This is a genomic window from Novosphingobium sp., from assembly GCF_020852455.1.
GTDB lineage: Bacteria > Pseudomonadota > Alphaproteobacteria > Sphingomonadales > Sphingomonadaceae > Novosphingobium.
Map to the genome: position 1 here is coordinate 19,088 of NZ_JADZAT010000003.1, position 16,212 is coordinate 35,299.

At 63.7% G+C, this 16,212-nt stretch carries 20 protein-coding genes and 1 tRNA gene; 11 read left to right on the forward strand and 10 right to left on the reverse strand.

The genetic code is table 11. The features are described from left to right. Positions 1-34 precede the first annotated feature (34 nt). The 7 genes from IT549_RS01090 to IT549_RS01120 are packed head-to-tail and all read left to right on the forward strand — an operon-like array spanning position 35 to position 4,438. Positions 35-646: an SCO family protein gene (locus IT549_RS01090; RefSeq protein WP_292969357.1), complete on the forward strand. Its 612-nt coding sequence runs from the start codon at positions 35-37 to the stop codon at positions 644-646. Then, the gene (locus IT549_RS01095; RefSeq protein WP_292969360.1) at positions 643-1,101 is read left to right on the forward strand and encodes a YcgN family cysteine cluster protein; all 459 of its coding nucleotides are present in this window, start codon (positions 643-645) and stop codon (positions 1,099-1,101) included. The genes IT549_RS01090 and IT549_RS01095 overlap by 4 nt, the downstream gene beginning before the upstream one ends. Continuing rightward, positions 1,094-1,819 carry a SprT family zinc-dependent metalloprotease gene (locus IT549_RS01100; protein ID WP_292969362.1) on the forward strand — a complete coding sequence of 242 codons (726 nt, stop codon included), beginning with the start codon at positions 1,094-1,096 and terminating at the stop codon, positions 1,817-1,819. The genes IT549_RS01095 and IT549_RS01100 overlap by 8 nt, the downstream gene beginning before the upstream one ends. A gap of 45 nt (positions 1,820-1,864) precedes the next feature. Beyond that, a complete protein-coding gene (locus IT549_RS01105) occupies positions 1,865-2,371 on the forward strand; it encodes a DUF4402 domain-containing protein (RefSeq protein WP_292969364.1) in 507 nt (168 codons plus the stop codon). A gap of 39 nt (positions 2,372-2,410) precedes the next feature. Continuing rightward, a complete protein-coding gene (locus tag IT549_RS01110) occupies positions 2,411-2,866 on the forward strand; it encodes a hypothetical protein (protein WP_292969367.1) in 456 nt (151 codons plus the stop codon). Continuing rightward, the gene (ribD, locus tag IT549_RS01115) at positions 2,856-3,836 is read left to right on the forward strand and encodes a bifunctional diaminohydroxyphosphoribosylaminopyrimidine deaminase/5-amino-6-(5-phosphoribosylamino)uracil reductase RibD (protein WP_292969370.1); all 981 of its coding nucleotides are present in this window, start codon (positions 2,856-2,858) and stop codon (positions 3,834-3,836) included. The genes IT549_RS01110 and ribD overlap by 11 nt, the downstream gene beginning before the upstream one ends. Next, positions 3,821-4,438 carry a riboflavin synthase gene (locus tag IT549_RS01120; RefSeq protein WP_292969373.1) on the forward strand — a complete coding sequence of 206 codons (618 nt, stop codon included), beginning with the start codon at positions 3,821-3,823 and terminating at the stop codon, positions 4,436-4,438. Before ribD ends, IT549_RS01120 begins: the two co-directional genes overlap by 16 nt. 63 nt (positions 4,439-4,501) lie before the next feature. Here IT549_RS01120 and IT549_RS01125 read toward each other — a convergent pair whose 3' ends face one another. From IT549_RS01125 to IT549_RS01135, 3 genes are all read right to left on the reverse strand, one after another. After that, positions 4,502-4,996, reverse strand: a complete 495-nt coding sequence (locus IT549_RS01125; protein WP_292969377.1) for a hypothetical protein — start codon at positions 4,994-4,996, stop codon at positions 4,502-4,504. Positions 4,997-5,068: 72 nt separating this feature from the next. Continuing rightward, a complete protein-coding gene (locus tag IT549_RS01130; RefSeq protein ID WP_292969380.1) occupies positions 5,069-5,629 on the reverse strand; it encodes a GNAT family N-acetyltransferase in 561 nt (186 codons plus the stop codon). Between the two features lie 279 nt (positions 5,630-5,908). Further along, complete coding sequence (locus IT549_RS01135) at positions 5,909-7,087, reverse strand: amino acid aminotransferase (protein ID WP_292969383.1); 1,179 nt, start codon at positions 7,085-7,087, stop codon at positions 5,909-5,911. Positions 7,088-7,391: 304 nt separating this feature from the next. On the opposite strand from IT549_RS01135, the gene IT549_RS01140 reads away from it, so the two are divergent. Further along, a complete protein-coding gene (locus tag IT549_RS01140; RefSeq protein ID WP_292969386.1) occupies positions 7,392-7,838 on the forward strand; it encodes a DUF983 domain-containing protein in 447 nt (148 codons plus the stop codon). A gap of 23 nt (positions 7,839-7,861) precedes the next feature. Here IT549_RS01140 and IT549_RS01145 read toward each other — a convergent pair whose 3' ends face one another. Next, positions 7,862-8,614 carry a DUF1134 domain-containing protein gene (locus IT549_RS01145; protein ID WP_292969388.1) on the reverse strand — a complete coding sequence of 251 codons (753 nt, stop codon included), beginning with the start codon at positions 8,612-8,614 and terminating at the stop codon, positions 7,862-7,864. Positions 8,615-8,828: 214 nt separating this feature from the next. On the opposite strand from IT549_RS01145, the gene IT549_RS01150 reads away from it, so the two are divergent. After that, positions 8,829-8,921: transfer RNA gene (locus tag IT549_RS01150), tRNA-Ser, on the forward strand. Positions 8,922-9,544: 623 nt separating this feature from the next. Continuing rightward, positions 9,545-9,967 (forward strand): hypothetical protein, encoded by a 423-nt coding sequence (locus IT549_RS01155; protein ID WP_292969392.1) that lies wholly within the window; start codon positions 9,545-9,547, stop codon positions 9,965-9,967. 243 nt (positions 9,968-10,210) lie between these two features. Here IT549_RS01155 and IT549_RS01160 read toward each other — a convergent pair whose 3' ends face one another. From IT549_RS01160 to IT549_RS01180, 5 genes are all read right to left on the reverse strand, one after another. After that, positions 10,211-11,371 carry a DUF3631 domain-containing protein gene (locus IT549_RS01160; protein ID WP_292969394.1) on the reverse strand — a complete coding sequence of 387 codons (1,161 nt, stop codon included), beginning with the start codon at positions 11,369-11,371 and terminating at the stop codon, positions 10,211-10,213. After that, positions 11,371-11,559 carry a helix-turn-helix domain-containing protein gene (locus IT549_RS01165; protein WP_292969397.1) on the reverse strand — a complete coding sequence of 63 codons (189 nt, stop codon included), beginning with the start codon at positions 11,557-11,559 and terminating at the stop codon, positions 11,371-11,373. The genes IT549_RS01160 and IT549_RS01165 overlap by 1 nt, the downstream gene beginning before the upstream one ends. Positions 11,560-11,634: 75 nt before the next feature. After that, entirely contained in the window at positions 11,635-12,168 is a 534-nt protein-coding gene (locus IT549_RS01170) for a hypothetical protein (protein WP_292969399.1), read from the reverse strand. A gap of 76 nt (positions 12,169-12,244) precedes the next feature. Further along, on the reverse strand, positions 12,245-12,829 hold the full coding sequence (locus tag IT549_RS01175; RefSeq protein WP_292969400.1) for a hypothetical protein: 585 nt from the start codon (positions 12,827-12,829) through the stop codon (positions 12,245-12,247). Beyond that, the gene (locus IT549_RS01180) at positions 12,829-14,076 is read right to left on the reverse strand and encodes a site-specific integrase (protein WP_292969401.1); all 1,248 of its coding nucleotides are present in this window, start codon (positions 14,074-14,076) and stop codon (positions 12,829-12,831) included. Before IT549_RS01180 ends, IT549_RS01175 begins: the two co-directional genes overlap by 1 nt. Before the next feature lie 288 nt (positions 14,077-14,364). Between IT549_RS01180 and IT549_RS01185 the strand changes: the two genes are divergently transcribed. Continuing rightward, on the forward strand, positions 14,365-15,270 hold the full coding sequence (locus tag IT549_RS01185; RefSeq protein WP_292969402.1) for a homocysteine S-methyltransferase family protein: 906 nt from the start codon (positions 14,365-14,367) through the stop codon (positions 15,268-15,270). Here the strand turns inward: IT549_RS01185 and IT549_RS01190 are convergent. Beyond that, positions 15,256-16,194, reverse strand: coding sequence for a GlxA family transcriptional regulator (locus IT549_RS01190; RefSeq protein ID WP_292969403.1), 939 nt, complete (start codon positions 16,192-16,194; stop codon positions 15,256-15,258). The two genes, IT549_RS01185 and IT549_RS01190, sit on opposite strands and share 15 nt — an antisense overlap. Positions 16,195-16,212: the final 18 nt, after the last annotated feature.

A 16,212-nucleotide genomic window follows, 5' to 3' on the forward strand; every position in this document is an offset into this window, starting at 1 on the left:
TAGCGCGGTTTAGCAGAGCATGAACCGCCGCGCCATGACCAAGCCTCTGCGAATTTTCACCGCCGTCCCCGCCCTTGTTCTTGCGATTGCCCTGGCCGCCTGCAGCCCGCAGGGCGCCCAGAAGGGCGAGCCGATCGGCGCAAACCTGGAAGGAACCGGGATCGGCGGTCCGTTCACGCTGGTTGACAAGGCCGGCAAGCCGGTCAGCTGGGATCAGTTCAAGGGCAAGTACCGGATCGTCTATTTCGGCTATACCTTCTGCCCCGATGCCTGCCCGATGGACGTTGGCGTGATGATGCAGGGCTACCTCAAGTACGCCAAGGACCATCCCGAACTGGCGCAGCAGATCCAGCCGATCTTCATTACCGTCGATCCGGCGCGCGACACCCCGGCGCGGGTGGGCGAATTCACCTCCGCCTTTTCGCCCAAACTGCTGGGGCTGACCGGCACCCAGGCCGAGGTCGATGTGGCGATCAAGGCGTTCAAGGTGGTTGCCGGGCGCGGCAAGGATACGCCCGGTGGCTACCTGATGGACCACACCCGCTTTGCCTATCTGATGGACCGCAATGGCCAGGCGATCGAGGCGCTGCCGGTGGACAAGGGGCCTGATGCGGTCGCCGCCGATCTTGCCAAGCAAGTGAAGTGACCACGCTGCGCCCGGCGTTCTGGGAGCTGCCGATCGAGACGCTGACCCGCGACGAATGGGAAGCGCTGTGCGACGGCTGCGGCCAGTGCTGCCTGCACAAGGCCGAGGACGAGGATACCGGCGACATCTATCCCACCAATGTCGCCTGTTCCCTGCTCGACATTTCCACCGCGCGGTGCAGCGATTACCGGCATCGCAAGGCCAAGGTGCCCGATTGCCTCAAGCTGACCCCGCGGCTGGCGCTGACCATATCGTGGCTGCCCGATAGCTGCGCCTACCGGCTGCGCGCCGATGGTCTGCCGCTGCCTGATTGGCACCACCTGATCTCGGGCGATCCCGATGCGGTGCACCGCGCGGGCATTTCGGTACGGGGGAAAGCGATCCCCGAACATCTTGCCGGTCCGCTGGAGCAGCATGTAATCTTGCCGCCCGGGATCGAGATTGCCGATGATTGACTGGCTGCTGCGCCGCGAAGCTCAGGAACCGCAGGTCGAAGTGGCCGGCCGCGTGCTGCCGGTGGTGCTGCGCCGCAATGCCCAGGCCCGGCGGATGACGATGCGGCTGGCCCCCGATGGCAGCGAGGTGCGGATCACTCTGCCGCGCTGGGGCCGCACCGCCGAGGCGCTGGACTTTGCCGAAAAGCGCAAGGGCTGGCTGGCCGGACAATTGGCCGCGGTGCCCGAACCGGTCAGCTTCACGGCCGACAGCACCCTGCCCTATCGCGGCGATGCGCTGCCGATCCGTCACGATCCCGCCGCCTCGCGCCGGGTCAAGCTGGTCGAGGGCGAGGTCCATCTGGGCGGTCCGGCCGAATCGCTCGCCCCGCGCCTGCGCCGCTGGCTGGAGGGTGAGGCCCGCGCGCTGATGGAAGCCGATCTTGCCTGCTATTGCGCCCGCGCCGACCGGCCGGTGTCGCGGCTGATGCTGACCAATGCCCAGCGCCGCTGGGGATCCTGCGCGCGCGACGGGACGATCCGGGTCAACTGGCGGCTGGTCATGGCCCCCGATATGGTCCGCCGCTCGGTCGTGGCGCACGAAGTGGCGCACCTGGTGCACTTCGATCACAGCCCGGCATTCCACGCGATGCTGGGCGAAATCTATGAACACGATATCGGTGCGGCGAATCGCTGGCTCAAGCGGCACGGGCGGCAACTCTATGCCTTGCTTGGGTAATTTGCCGTAAGCAGGCGTTAACCACAAAGGCGGACAATCGGCTGGATGTTTCGCCCGTTGCACCTTGCTCTGGTCAGCCTGCTGATCGCCGCCCCGCTGGCGGCGCAGGAAAGCTGCCGGCTGTGCTATAACGACCCCGGCACCGCGCCGGGCGAACGCCCGCTCAATATCGAGATCTGGACCGACCTGAGCTTTGCCAAACTGGCGCTGACCGGGCGCGGCGGCGGCAGCGCCGAAGTCCATGCAACCGGCAGTGGCAAGCGGACCAGCGGCGAACTGGTTGATCTGGGCGGCATGGCGATCACCGGGCGCGGGCGGATCACCGGCGTTCCCTTGCGCGAAGTGCGGGTCGATCTGCCCGACCGGGTCGAGATGACCACGCCCGATGGCGGCCATGCCTTGCTGACCGGCTTCACCACCGACCTGCCCGGCCGCCCCACGCTGAACGCCAATGGCGAACTGGAATTCACCTTCGGCGCCCGGCTGGTGGTCGACAGCGGACGCGGCGGCAACTTTCGCGGGCGAATCCCGATTTCGGTCGATTACAACTGAGCGCTGGCGCAATTCGCCGCAAAGCCCTATTCTCGGGCCATGCTGCGCAAGACCAACTACTGGAAAAACGTCAATCCCACCGGTGCGCTGGGTGATCTGATCTCGGTGTTCCGCGAGGCTGGCCCGGGCCGCTGGCGCAATTCGCTGATCGCCGGGGCGCTGACCTTTGGCGTGTTCTCGATCATGGCCACGCAAAGCTGGAAGATGGAACGCAAGCTGCCCGACGTCACCTATATCAACAGCTGGCCGGCCGACCGGACCGAAGCCGAGACGCGCGATTTCATCATCAAGAACCAGCAGGAAAAGGACGACCTGCAAAAACGTCAGGCCGCTGCCGACGCTGAAGCGCAGAAGCTGTGGATGGCGGTTGGCCAGGCATCCGGGTTCGACGTCAAGAAGATGAAGGCCGAAGCCGACGCCGAAAAGGCCAAGGAAAAGGCCAAGGCCGCAGCCGAAACCAAGCAGACGCTAGAGCAGGTCAAGATTGCCGAGTGACAGCGACGCCCGCTGGCTTGCGGCAGCGGCGCGCCTGGCACAGCGCGGCATTCCCTTGTCACGCCCCAATCCCGCCGTTGGCGCGCTGATCGTCAGCCAGGGCCAGGTGATCGCGCGCGGCTGGACCCAGCCCGGCGGGCGCCCCCATGCCGAAGCGATTGCGCTGGACGTGGCAGGTCCGGCCGCCAAGGGCGCAACGCTTTACGTCACGCTGGAACCCTGCGCCCATCGCAGCCCGCGCGGCCCCGCCTGCGCCGATCTGGTCGCGGCGAGCGGCCTCGCGCGGGTGGTGGTGGGCTGTGGCGACCCCGATCCGCGCACCGCCGGGCAAGGGCTGGAGCGGATCCGCGCCGCTGGAATTGCGGCCCAGCTTGTCGAAAACGCCGAATGCCGCGCCAGCCTGGCCGGCTACCTGTGCCAGCGCACACGCGGCCGGCCGCATGTCACGCTGAAGCTGGCGCTGTCAGAAGATGGCCACCTGGCCCCGCCGGAAGGCGAAGGCCAGTGGCTGACCGGCGCGATTGCCCGCGCCCACACCCACGCCTGGCGCGCCCGGATGGACGCGATCCTGGTCGGTCGTGGCACGCTGGAGGCCGACCAGCCCCGGCTCGACGTGCGGCTGCCGGGGCTGGCTGAGCGCAGCCCCCAGCGCTGGCTGCTGACCCACGGCGCGGCGCCGGACGGCTGGCAGGCCCTCGCAAGCCCGCAGGCGATCGCCGCGATGGAGGGCGTGCAATACCTGATGGTCGAAGGCGGCGCGCAGGCTGCACAGGCCTTTCTGGCGGCGGATCTGGTCGATCGGCTGCTGGTCTATCGTGCGCCGCGCATGGTCGGCGGCCCAGGCCCGGCCCTGCCCGAACTGGCGCTGCCGGCACTGGCGGCCTCTGCCCACTGGCAGCAGATCGACACGCGCCCGCTTGGCAAGGACACGCTCGAAGTCTACGAACCGGCGCCATGTTTACCGGCATAATCACCGCCATCGGCGAAATCCGCGAACTGACCGACCGGGGCGACCTGCGCATCGTGATCGGCTGCCCCTATGATCCCTCCGGGATCGCGATCGGCGCCTCGATCGCCTGCTCGGGCGTCTGCCTGACCGTGGTCGATCGCGGCGGGGAAGCGGGTGATGCCTGGTTCGCGGTCGATGTTTCGGGCGAAACCGTCAGCAAGACCGCACAGGACCAGTGGCGCAAGAGCCGCCGGCTCAATCTGGAGCAGGCGCTGCGGCTGGGCGACGAACTGGGCGGGCACATCGTCACCGGACATGTCGATGCCGTGGGCCGGGTTACCCTGCGTGAGGAAGTGGGCGGGTCAATCCACTTCGCGGTCACCACCCCGGCCGAAATCGCGCCCTTCGTGGCAACCAAGGGCTCGATCACGGTCGATGGCGTTTCGCTGACCGTCAACGCGCTTGACGACCACGCCGACGGCACCTGCACTTTCCATCTCAACGTGATCCCGCACACGGCCGAAGTCACCACGCTTGGCGACCTGCAGGCCGGCGATGCGGTGAACCTGGAGATCGACGTGCTGGCGCGCTATCTGCAGCGGATGGAAAAGCTCAGACGCTGATTTTGCGGCCAGGACGGCGCAAATGGCGCTGCCAGAGCCCGATCCGGTTACCCGATCGCCGCCTTAACCGGCATAGAACCCGGCAGGTACCGCTGCGCACCGGAAATAGCGCCGCGCGGACTGGCCTTGGGAAGCCGCACCGCCGATCGATTCGATGCGATAGGCCAGCTTCGCTCCTTCAAGATTGAAGACCAGCACGGCCTTGCCGGCCGCTCCCGGTTCAGGCGGGCCATCTAGGCCCAGCAGCGCATGGACCCGCCATTTGCCCTTGCCCAGCGCCACGATCCGTTCTGCCCAATAGAAATTGCCTTCGCCATATTCGGCATAGCTGTGCAGGCCGCGCGCGCTGATCACTTCGGATCCGACCAGCCTGCTGCGCGCATCGCCCCGGGGCCTGCGCAGCTCGGCCAGATAGGCGTTGCACTGATCCTTGCCGGCTCCATTAGCCACCATCCAGATGCCGCGCATCTGGGCCGGCATTTGCGGAGCCGGAGCACTTGCCAGGGCTGGACCGGCAAGAGCCAGGCCGGTCAGACAGATCATCGCTTTACGCAGCATTCATGGTTCTCCGGTGCGGGGCTTTGCGACACTCGATCAGCAGGACCTGACCAAGCCGCAACGCTGAGGCAATCAATCCTGTGGCCCGGTTTCGGCCAGAGGACCAGAGGCAAAACTGTCCCGGGTAATCTCGTAAATCACGTGCCGCGCCGGGCCGTTGCTGGTTTGAACCACGCCGCCGTCGCGGTCGCTCAGGCGGCCACCGATCTTCTCCATCGCCGCGCGCGACCGCAGGTTAGTTTCGCCGATCCGGAAATCGACCCGTTCGACATGGCGCAGCGCATGGGCCAGCATCAGCCGCTTCATTTCGCGGTTGGTCGCGCCGCCCCAGTGGTCGCGGCCTAGGAAAGTCCAGCCGATTTCGACCGAACCACCATTGGCAGGATCATGGGCCTGCATCCGCGACGATCCGATGATCTTGCCGCTGGCCTTGTCGATCACCGCCAGCGCTCCACCCTGGGCCAGCGCATCGGCGAAGAAGGTCCGAAAGACATCTTCCTGCCAACGATCGTTCGCCGGGTGCAGTTCCCAGACCTTGGGATCGCTGGCAACGGCATAGAGCGCCTGCCAGTCATCGTCGCGCAGCGGGCGCAGCAGCAGGGTTGGGCCTTCAAGGGTGGGCTGTCTGTCCATGCGGGCCTGCATAGCCGCGAACGCAGCACTTTCCTACAACCGCGCGATCTGGTCTTAGACTGTCCGATGCGATTGCTGTTCACCCGCCTGTGTCAAAGCCCGGCCCGCCCCGCCATCCGTGCGGCGACAGCGGCACGGCCTAAGTTTACAGGGCATGGTGTGGCGCGAGGTCACTCTGGCTTGCCAAAGACAATTGAAAATCAGCCTATTACACAACCTCGCGGCCAGATTCGACACCGCGCAAGCAGCCCTGTTTCAACCGTGATTGGGTGTGCAACTTCAGGCGCTGACTGCACCCACATCGGCAATGAACTTGTCGATATTGCCGATGGTCAGCCCGGCAATGTTCACGCGGCCCGAACCGGCCATGTAGATCCCGTGCGCTTCGCGCAGCTTCAGGATCTGTTCGCCCGACAGCGGCAGGACCGAGAACAGCCCGTTCTGATGGCCCAGCGGCGTCAGGTCGATCGCGCCGGTCGTGCCGGCCTCGGCCAGCCGGGCGCGGACCTGGCGCATGCGGGTGCGCATCGTATCCAGCTCGTCCAGCCACATCCGGGTCAGGCCTTCGTCTTCCAGGATCAGCCGCACCGCCGCGCCGCCATGATCGGGCGGCATCGACCAGGCCGCGCGGGCCAGCGCATAGCCGTTCGAAAGGACCCGGTTCAGCACTTCGGCGTTTTCCGCCATCACATAGATCGCGCCCACCCGGTCACGGTACATCCCGAAATTCTTGTCGCAGCTGTAGGCGATCAGGGCTTCGGGAACCAGGCTGAGCACCTTGCGCAGACCATAGGCATCTTCTTCCATCCCCTTGCCCAGCCCCTGATAGGCCAGGTCAAGGATCGGCAGCAGGCCCTTGGCGGCGATCAGCGGCGCAATCTCGTCCCACTGCGCGTCGCTGTAATCGATCCCGGTGGGGTTGTGGCAGCAGCCGTGCAGCAGGATCGCATCGCCCGGCTGGGCATCGGCGATCGCGGCGCGCAGCGCGTCCATATCGACCACGCCGTCCTTGGTAGCATGATTGAAGCTGTTCAGCTCGACCGCCAGATCACCCAGGATCTGCGCGTGGTTGGGCCAGCTGGGCAGGCCCATGATGATCCGCTTGACCCCGGCGCGCTTGGCCAAGGCCACCGCCAGCCGCACCGCACCGGTGCCGCCGGGGGCCTGCATCCCTTCGATCCGCCCGCCCATGGTCGGGTCATCCTTGCCGAACACATAGGGCATCAGCGCGTGGACAAAGCCCATGTCGCCTTCCGGGCCCAGATAGCTTTTCGAATCCTGCGTATCGACCAGCTTCTGCTCGGCCGCCTTGATCGCGCCGAACACCGGGGTGGCGCCCTGGCCGGTGCGATAGACCCCGACGCCCAGATCGATCTTGTCGGTCCGGGGATCCTGGTTGTGAAGCTTGATCAGCGCGAGCAGCGCATCGGCGGGCTGTTGTTCAAGATTGCTGAGCATGATGGCGCGGCCCTTAGCCCCCACGGGCGCGCGCGGGCAAGCGCGAAATGGCCCAAATCCGCTTGCCATGGCCAGCACCGCGGCTATGGCCGCGGCGGGAGAATCGCCACCCTGTCGGCGCTCAAGTTACGGAAAATAATACCGAATGAAGCAGAAACTGGGCCAGGCCGCCAAGATTATCGGCGCCCTGGCGATCTTTTTCGCGATGATCGCGCTGTCGATCTGGCGGCTGGCCGACTGAATCGCGCCCGATTTGATCGCATTTGGCTTGATCGCGGCTCCGGCATGGTCGAAGGGAAATTCCATGCTCGCCCCCGAAAAGCGTCCCGACCTGCCCGTCAGTCTGACCGCCGCAATCCTGCGCGGGGCCAAAGGGCAATGCCCGCGCTGCGGCGAAGCCAGGCTGTTCCGCGCCTACCTCAAGCCAGTGGATCACTGCCCGGCCTGCCATCAGGACTGGACCCACCAGCGCGCCGACGATTTCCCGCCCTATATCTCGATCTTCCTGACCGGGCACCTGATGGCCCCGCTGATCATCTATTTCGGCGCCGAAAGTCCGCTGCCGATGTGGCTGGCGCTGACGATCTGCCTGGTGGCGGCGGCGGTGATGATGCTGGCCTTCCTGCAGCCGGCCAAGGGCGGCACCGTGGCGCTGCAATGGTGGCACGGCATGCACGGCTTCGTGCCTTCGGGCCACGACGAGGCCAGGGGTCCGGCCAGCCCGGCCGCGAAGGGGCCCTGGCAGCGCTAGCTGGCCAGCGCTGCCCGCCCGCCCTAGAACGGGAACCAGCGCTGCTTCTTGGAAAACTTCATGTAGCCGGCATTGACCCCCAGCCGCAGCCCCACGCCGCTGCGGATCGGGATCAGCACCACGTTGCCGCGGCGCACGTAGCTGACGTTGTAGCCCGCCACCAGGTAGGCCTGCCCCTCGCCCGCCGGGAAGCGGTGATAGAGGTCTTCGGTGTTGTAGAGGTTATAGACCAGCACGAAGGTGCTGCCCGCGCTGGCCCCGGCATCGAAGCCGATCGACGGGCCGGTCCAGTAAACCGGGCGCTGCCCCTCCACCTTGTGGAACAGCGTGCCCGAGCCATAGCGCAGCCCGATCCCGATCGCCCCGCCGCCTTCGCGGCCAACGATATAGGCGTTGGGTTCGCCCTGTTTCTTGAGCAGGTCCTTGATCACGTCGGCCAGTCCCTTGGCCCCCTTGCCGAACACGCCTTCGGCCGCACCGATCAGGTCGTCTTCCTTGTAGGTGGTCGAAGGTTGCGCGGGATTGGCGGCAACCGTTGCCTGATCGGTCGGCAGTGTCGCCGGAGCCGTTTCGCTCGGCAGCGGCTCGGCAGCGATGGTTGGCGCCGGGCTGGGCGTGGCAGCGGGTGCGCCGCTGGGTTTCGACAGGTCGCCATCGATCGCCTTGTCGGGATCGACCGGCTGGATCTGGGCCGGGGCGGCCGAACCCAGCATCAGCACCGCGCCAAGCAGCGCGATCAGCCCGCTGCGCAGCGCCGAATAGAGAGCCTTACCCATGTCGATACGATCCTTCTGCCGCCCGCCGCGCGGGCCAGTTATGCCCTGATGAATCCAAGCCTGCCCGCACCACAATCAACCGGCGATGAACCGAGTCGGTTTTGCGGCGGGCAGAGCCTTGCAGGCGGCGGACGCGGCACGCAAAATCATTGCAAGCCCCCCCTTGCCGCCCCGCCAAGCCGCCGCTATAGGCCGCGCTTCGCCGCTGCGATCCGGAGACGTGGGTGAGTGGCTGAAACCAACGGTTTGCTAAACCGTCGTACTGGTAAATCCGGTACCGAGGGTTCGAATCCCTCCGTCTCCGCCACCCTGCCTTGATTTTATTGATATTTTTTCAAATCAAGGCCTCTGTTCCCATAACCGCTCCCCGATAGCGAGGTTGCTTGAAGCCGGATGCCACGGGACAAATCGGCTTCCATGGCATGGATCAGGCGAGCCAGCCGGTGGCCAATTCCGAGTGATTGGCAGTGCAGGCCCGGCAGTCCAAGTCGGGCCGCGCTTCCGGTTCGCATAGGTGAGTAAATGGCCCCACACCGTACGCGACATATCGCATTGCTCAAGGCGCTGAAATTTCACTTAATTCTGGCGAATTTTCGGTATTGTCACTTTTCCATCAGTTTGATTTGCCGGTGTCGAGAACAAATCAGATCAAATGCACAAGCGTTGCAAATGGCAGATTTCGGCCAGTGCGAGGCGCGTGAAGCCTTCGCACACTGCAATTCGATCAAATTTGTTACCAAACTGCCCCCCCCCCCTTCGCCGGTGCCGGGGGGCCTCGCGCGTTCACCTGCCCCTTCGCAAATTGTGTGGGCCTGCCTGCGAAATGGTTTGCCGTCTGTTAGACGGCAGCACGGCGGTGTTGAGTCTATGCAAAGCGGAACTGGCGCTACGCCTTCGTTTGCGGTATTATAATACCTCTTTTAACGAAAAATGGTTTCCAAGATGATTGACGCAACAGCACCCGCAAAGCGCAAGGGCAACTACCGGGCCGGTCCCGGACGCCCGCCGGGCCGGAAGAATGATAGAACGCTGGCGTTGGAAGCAGCCAGCCGCAAAGCGGCTGCTTCCATCAGTGAGGGGTTTGAAGGCGATGCCCATGCATTCTTGCAGGCCGTCTATCGCAACCCGGACGTGCCTCTTGAAATCCGGATCATGGCAGCAGGGCGGGCGCTGCGGGTTGAAAAGCCCACGCTTGCCGCCTCGCACTCAGTTTCGGAAATCAGCATCAACCTTGCAGGGCGACTGGAAGCGGCGCGGAAGCGAGTCGGTGATTTGGCGCGCGTAAGTGGAAGTCACGCTAGTTGGCCGTTGCCCGACCTGCCCGCGCAGGCACTCATTGGAAATCCTGAATAGGCCTATGCCACTATTCAGCAGCAGTGGGCCGAGGCGGGCGCAAGTTCCGATTTGTGAGCGGCTTACGGTAGCGCCACCGCCACAAATTTTGCCCCACCCAATCTCTCATTGTCGCAATGCGGGGAGGCGCGATTGAGCCAGTTGCAAAGGCTTCGACGGTATCATGCGCACCTTGCAGATAGCCGCGACGATAGGAGGCCTCTGGATCATCATGTTCGTCGTCGTAAGACATTTCTTCCTCCTTCATGAATGTTGGGAACGCTTCGCATCTTGCGTGTCAGCTGCGACAGCGGTGACGGCCTTCTGGAGAGGGTCGGGGCAATATCGAGCCCAAACATCATCAAAATCGCGCCGGTCGTAATACCGGCCATCATGGTTTCGCCGGGACTGAATGCCATAGGTTGTGAGATGCTTTGCAAGCTGTTGCGTATTCAGCCCTGTGCCGATGCCTGTGCCCGCCCATGGCGCTTCGGAGAGCTTGCGAAGGCCTGTCACCATTTTCTCAGGGGCAAGGACAGCGACCTTCTCTTGATCGAACACCAGCCGCATATCGCGTAGCAATTGGACACCCCGACTTGTCTTCCCAGCTGCCCGAGGCGCGGAAATCGCGACGGCTGCGGAACGTGCCTTTTGCGGCCAGCCTTCACCCGCCAAATCAGCAATGGCGATCAGTGGCCGCCAATTGTCCTGTGCACGGTCATCCAGTTCGTCGGGAAGTTCCGGGTCAGCATCACGCAACCTCTCGATGCAATCGGCAGCCCATCGCGCGCACCGGGATTTGAGGCTTGCTGCCCAATCAAGTCGATCAGCGCGAAGCCGTTCCACCTTTTCATCTGCCCGCTTCCGCTTCATCCTGATCGAAATGCAACGGCTGGCGAGCGTGTCTGGCAACTCGCCAATCCCGCAGAGAACTTTTGGCGACCAGACGCGGAAAGTTTTTACCTCGTGGTCATCGCCATGACACCTGACGACAAAGGCTTGGCTTTTCAGGTGGCCGTTGTTTAGCACGCCGACCAGCTCGCGGCTTTCCTTCAGGAAAGTATCGACCTCATCGACAAGCAATGTCGGACAGTGCGCCTCAATCACCCTGAACATCGCAGCGGCAGAGATTGAACCTGTTGCGAGCGGCTTGGGGACCAGAGCGCCAATCACCTCAAGCAAGCGGCTTTTGCCCGATGCCCGCTCCGGCGCGCTGATTTGCAACAAGGGCGCAATGGCCCAAGCGGCAAAGGCCCAGGCGAACAAAATCCAGAGAGCCACTGTTTCTGCGCCGTGCGGAGGCAGGATAGAATGGCGCTTTAGTCTTGCGACAAGATCGTCGAGCAATTGCGCGCCATCCACCGCCGTTGGGCATGGCTCGATGTTTGGAAACAGCAAGGCGGTTTCTGGCGGTTCCCCTGCCATCACGCCTCGCCCAAAATCAGTTTGTGGAGGCTCTCGGCTGGAATGATCGTGCGCCCGCCTATGCGGACAGCGCGAAGGCGACCAGCGGCTATATGGGCGTAAAGCGTCGTTCGGCCCAAGCTGGACGCCCGGCAGGCTTCCCGGATCGAATACGCAATTTTCGGGGTAGTGTGCTTGGTGGATGGCATCGGTTAATCTCGCTCTCTGTGGAACGAGACGGGCCTACACAACGAATGCAGCGGATTGCAGGGTAGGAAATTAGGTCAAATTTTCGGCGGTGGTTCGCGGCTGGTAATGAGAGTTTCACCGCGCGCGGTCAGCCGTGAAACCCAATCCTCGAAATTCCTGTCGTATTCGGCCCTCCGCCGCAATTGACGGCGGTGGCGCTCATTGCCGTCTGCCAATTGCTGCGCCGCTAATTCTGCTTTGGTGCCCACAAGGCGAGGACGTCCCCGTTTGCGGCTGGTCTTCGTTCTACAAACTTGCATCGCTTGAATCACCAATGCAGGGGGAAGAAGCATGCCATATTTGCCGCGCACAATGCACCAATCGAGTTGCTGGCCGAACCAACTTGCCAATGCCCAAGGCAATATCCGCACAGCGCTGGCGCGGGACTGGCTACGCCCGGATTTGGCGAACCTATCCGCAAGGATGGCAGCATTTGCCCTCGCGCTCTGCGGATAGGCCGGATTTCCAAGCAGCGACGGTGGTGGAGGTCGATATGTTGCCAGCCAGCGCGCTGCTGCCGCACATTGCCGCGCCGAGAGTGCCACCTCCACTTGTCCAGCTCGTGCCATAGCGTCTCCCTTGCGATCGGTCGGGCAGACCCTCTCGCATCACCTTCCCGCCGTCCAACAAAGATTTCGCCTACTGCTATTCAGCTTGGAGTTTTGCGCATCTACGCAATGATTCTACGCCAATTTGACCAAATTTTAGGTCGTATACGCGGATTCTCTCACCAGTCGGAGCCCAAAATCCTATATTTTTAGATCGTGAAAAAATATCCAAGAACATTTCACCCACTATCGTATAGCTTAGCTGGGCTCCATCTTGCAATTTTTTCGAGACGAATTGATTTCGGAAATTTTCCCTTCCACTTCCCGATTCATAACTTACAAATAGTTCATAATTTTTTTTATCTTCTACAGCCCAGAACTCTATATCATCGATAAATATGGTTGATCTTTTTGATTGCGCATCAAAGCGAAGAGAAAGATGATGCGAGTCCAAATTACTCCCAAAAATTAAAGTGCAATCGTGCTTGTTGCTAAATACCCTCCAGTCTGTACTGTTGCCTGAGCCGTCAAAAATCATGGAGCTCAATTGCGTTGGTTCATCGCTCGTAATGGCATCTACAGCTTCTATTGCAGCTTCCGAGGCGGCAGCATCACGATCCGGCGAACGGTAGGCCACAAGAGCGGGTTCACCCAAGGCCAACGCTAATACAAGGGCTATCATCAATTTGCCTCCCGTTTCCTGATCGGCGTAACCTTTCCACCAGCTACACCAGCACTCCAGCAATAACTCGCCCAATCATCCATCAATCGCCGCCGCTTGTCGAACAGGTCGCCGCGCCGATAGGCCCGCTCAACCTTGTTCTCGATGGTGTGCGCCAAGGCCATTTCGGCAACTTCATGGGCATAGCCGGTGCATTCGGCAGACCAGTCGCGGAAGCCCGAACGGAAGCCGTGCACGGTCACGTCAACTTTCATCCGGCGAAGCAGCATCGACATGGCCATGCCCGACATGCTCCCGCCCTTGTTCGCCGGGAATAGCCATTCCTTGCGCAGCCCTTGCGTAGCCTTCAAAATCTCCACGGCACGAGGCGACAGGGGCACGCGATGTTCCTTGCCTGCCTTCATGCGGCTGGCCGGGATGGTCCAGATTGCCTTGTCCAAATCGACCTCATCCCACTTCCCGCCGATCACTTCCCCGGTGCGGGCAGCGGTCAGGATCGTAAATTCCAGTGCCAGCGCCGCGACGGCTTCCCGCTGGTGCAGCGCGCCGACGAATGCCGGGATCGCATCATAGGGCAGGGCCTTGTGATGGCCGCGCGTGAGGCGGGACCGGACAGGCAGGATTTGCGCGATATGGCCGCGCCACCGGGCCGGGTTTTCGCCGTCACGATAGCCCCGTGCCTTGGCGGCATCGAGGATCGTTTCCATCCGGCCTCGCACGCGGCTGGCAGTCTCGGCCTTGGCTTTCCAGATCGGCTCAAGGATTTGCAGAACGTGGGCAGTGCCGACCTCGGCAACGGGCAATTCCCCGATCACCGGATAGACATAAGTGGCCAACGTGTTCTTCCATTGCTGCCGGTGCTTGTCATTGCGCCAGCTTCCCTCATTCGCGCCGATGTAGGTTTCCGCCACGGCCTTGAATGTTATTCCGGCAACCTGTGCCGCCTGAGCCGTCGCAAGGGCCTCAGCGGCCTCCCGCTGGCGTTCCTCAAGGGGATCAATCCCGGACTTCACCTTCAAGCGCAGCGCGTCGCGGGCGTCGCGGGCATCGGCAAGGGAAATGCCGTCCGGGCCAGCCGCGCCAAGGCCAATGTCCCGCGACTTGCCGTTGAGCATGAAGCGGTAGACCCATGACCGGGCACCGCTTTCCTTGACCAGCAAATGCAGCCCGCCGCCATCCGAATGGCGACCGGGCTTTGCATTCTTCACCGCCAAGGGGGTGAGCGCGTTGCTGAGCTTCTTGGGCATTATGGCTCCCTGTCCGGGAACCGAACCTGCCTAAGTGGAGCCACCATGGCACCAAGAGCAGAGCGTTCCCATAACCGCTCCCCTATAATAGCGCGGTTTTATGGGAACGCAACGGGACGCATCCGGACGAGTGAAGGGGCCATTCTTCAATAAATTCGCCTATTTTAGCCATTATTGCGGCGGAATGCGGATGCGACTGGACACTAGTTAGGCGGACTCCGTCTCCGCCACCTTTGCAACCCCGCTGGGCCGCGCTACTGCCCCGGCCAGGATTGCGAGGAGCGCGCTGTGGCTGACTTTCTGATTCTCGATGGCGGCATGGGGCGTGAGCTCAAGCGGGTGGGCGCGCCGTTTCGTCAGCCGGAATGGTCGGCGCTGGCGATGATCGAGGCGCCTGATGCTGTGGCGGCAGTGCACCGTTCCTACGTCGCCGCCGGGGCGCAGGTGATCACCACCAACAGCTATGCACTGGTGCCATTCCACATCGGGGCCGCGCGCTTTGCCGCCGATGGGCAAATGCTGGCGGACCGGGCCGGGCGGGTGGCCCGTGAAGTCGCGGGTGAGGCAGTCAACGCCACGGTCCGCGTGGCCGCCAGCCTGCCACCGGTCTGCGGTTCGTACCGGCCCGACCTCTATGATGCGCAGCAGGCGCGTGCCACCCTTGCGCCGCTGATCGCCGGACTGGCGCCGCATGCCGACCTGTGGCTGGCTGAAACGCTGTCCGCGCTGGAAGAGGCCCGCACGATCGCCGCGCTGCTGGCCGATGACACGCGGCCGCTGTGGCTGTCCTTCACGCTTGACGATGGCAGCGCCGATTGCGCGCGCCAAGCGCGGCTGCGTTCGGGCGAACCGGTCGGGCAGGCGGTGGAGTTGGCATTGGAGTGCGGGGCCGGGGCGATCCTGTTCAATTGCAGCCAGCCCGAAGTGATGGAGGCCGCAGTCCGGCAGGCAGCACAGGCCATGGCTCAGGCCGGGCGGACCCTGCCGATCGGGGTCTATGCCAACGCCTTCCCTCCGCAGGACCCTGATGCGACCGCGAATGAAACCCTTCTGCCGATCCGCGAAGACCTGGATCCGGCGGGTTACTTGACCTGGGTCGAAGCCTGGCTGGCGGCGGGGGCTTCGATCGTGGGCGGATGCTGCGGGATCGGGCCCGAGCACATCGGCGCCATCGCTGCGCTAGAGCGAAGCTGAGCGCAGCAGTTCGCGCGGGCTTTGCCCGAAATGCTGACGGCAGGCGCGCGAGAAGACCGGCTGCGAGGAAAAGCCGGCGGCCAGCGCAGCCTCGTGCACCGGCAGCCGAGCATTGCGCATCAGCTCGATCGCATGGCGGATCCGCACCTCGCGGAAATGGCGCCCGGGGGTGGTGCCAAGCCGGTCCGCGAACAAGCGTTCGGCCTGCCGGCGGCTAATCCCTTCGGCCTCAAGTAGGTCCTCAAGCGAGTGCTGCCGGGCTGCCGCCGCCTCCATTCCGGCGATCAACCGCTGGACCACCGGCCCGGCGCTGCGTGCCGGTTCGGCCAGGGCGGCGCGCTGGGGGGCGCTGGGCGGGCGGATCTGGTCGTGGATCAGCTGATCGGACACCGCCTTGGCCAGCGCCAGCCCATGCTGCTGGGCAATCGCGTCCAGCATCATGTCCATCGCCGCTGTGCCGCCGGCGCAGGTGAACAGCCGGGCATGACGCTCATAGAGTTCGGCCGAGACCGGGATCCGCGGATAGCGCTGGCCGAATTCGCCCGCCGCCTCCCAGTGGAGCGTGATCGGATCGCGACCCAGAATCCCGGCTTCGGCCAGCACGAAGGCCCCGGTATCGACCGCGCCAACCTGGCACCCGGCCCGCCACAGCCGCCGGACCTGACCCAGCAGACGCTGCCCGGCCGCCACCAGCGGATCGAACCCGGCGCAGACCACCAGCGCATCGGGGGCATCGGGCAGCGGCCCGTCGCAGCGCAGTTCCATCCCGCTCGATGCCAGCGCGTGATCGCCGTGCGGGGCGTGAATCGTCCAGCGATAAAGCGCCTGCCCGGCCAGCCGGTTGGCGATCCTCAGCGGTTCGATCGCCGCGAAAAAGGCCATCGCCGAAAAGCCCGGCATCAGCAGGAAAGCGAAGCTTTGCATGGTCTGACAGGATTTACG

Bases quoted from the DNA above. Each gene is read 5' to 3' on its own strand.
- IT549_RS01105 (WP_292969364.1), top strand. From the start codon at position 1,865: ATGTTTCGCCCGTTGCACCTTGCTCTGGTCAGCCTGCTGATCGCCGCC.
- IT549_RS01120 (WP_292969373.1), top strand. From the start codon at position 3,821: ATGTTTACCGGCATAATCACCGCCATCGGCGAAATCCGCGAACTGACC.
- IT549_RS01190 (WP_292969403.1), bottom strand. From the start codon at position 16,194: ATGCAAAGCTTCGCTTTCCTGCTGATGCCGGGCTTTTCGGCGATGGCC.
- IT549_RS01100 (WP_292969362.1), top strand. From the start codon at position 1,094: ATGATTGACTGGCTGCTGCGCCGCGAAGCTCAGGAACCGCAGGTCGAA.
- IT549_RS01155 (WP_292969392.1), top strand. From the start codon at position 9,545: ATGGTTTCCAAGATGATTGACGCAACAGCACCCGCAAAGCGCAAGGGC.
- IT549_RS01140 (WP_292969386.1), top strand. From the start codon at position 7,392: ATGCTCGCCCCCGAAAAGCGTCCCGACCTGCCCGTCAGTCTGACCGCC.
- IT549_RS01165 (WP_292969397.1), bottom strand. From the start codon at position 11,559: ATGCCATCCACCAAGCACACTACCCCGAAAATTGCGTATTCGATCCGG.
- IT549_RS01160 (WP_292969394.1), bottom strand. From the start codon at position 11,371: ATGGCAGGGGAACCGCCAGAAACCGCCTTGCTGTTTCCAAACATCGAG.
- IT549_RS01125 (WP_292969377.1), bottom strand. From the start codon at position 4,996: ATGCTGCGTAAAGCGATGATCTGTCTGACCGGCCTGGCTCTTGCCGGT.
- IT549_RS01110 (WP_292969367.1), top strand. From the start codon at position 2,411: ATGCTGCGCAAGACCAACTACTGGAAAAACGTCAATCCCACCGGTGCG.
- IT549_RS01145 (WP_292969388.1), bottom strand. From the start codon at position 8,614: ATGGGTAAGGCTCTCTATTCGGCGCTGCGCAGCGGGCTGATCGCGCTG.
- IT549_RS01130 (WP_292969380.1), bottom strand. From the start codon at position 5,629: ATGGACAGACAGCCCACCCTTGAAGGCCCAACCCTGCTGCTGCGCCCG.
- IT549_RS01135 (WP_292969383.1), bottom strand. From the start codon at position 7,087: ATGCTCAGCAATCTTGAACAACAGCCCGCCGATGCGCTGCTCGCGCTG.
- IT549_RS01175 (WP_292969400.1), bottom strand. From the start codon at position 12,829: ATGATAGCCCTTGTATTAGCGTTGGCCTTGGGTGAACCCGCTCTTGTG.
- IT549_RS01170 (WP_292969399.1), bottom strand. From the start codon at position 12,168: ATGGCACGAGCTGGACAAGTGGAGGTGGCACTCTCGGCGCGGCAATGT.
- IT549_RS01090 (WP_292969357.1), top strand. From the start codon at position 35: ATGACCAAGCCTCTGCGAATTTTCACCGCCGTCCCCGCCCTTGTTCTT.
- IT549_RS01180 (WP_292969401.1), bottom strand. From the start codon at position 14,076: ATGCCCAAGAAGCTCAGCAACGCGCTCACCCCCTTGGCGGTGAAGAAT.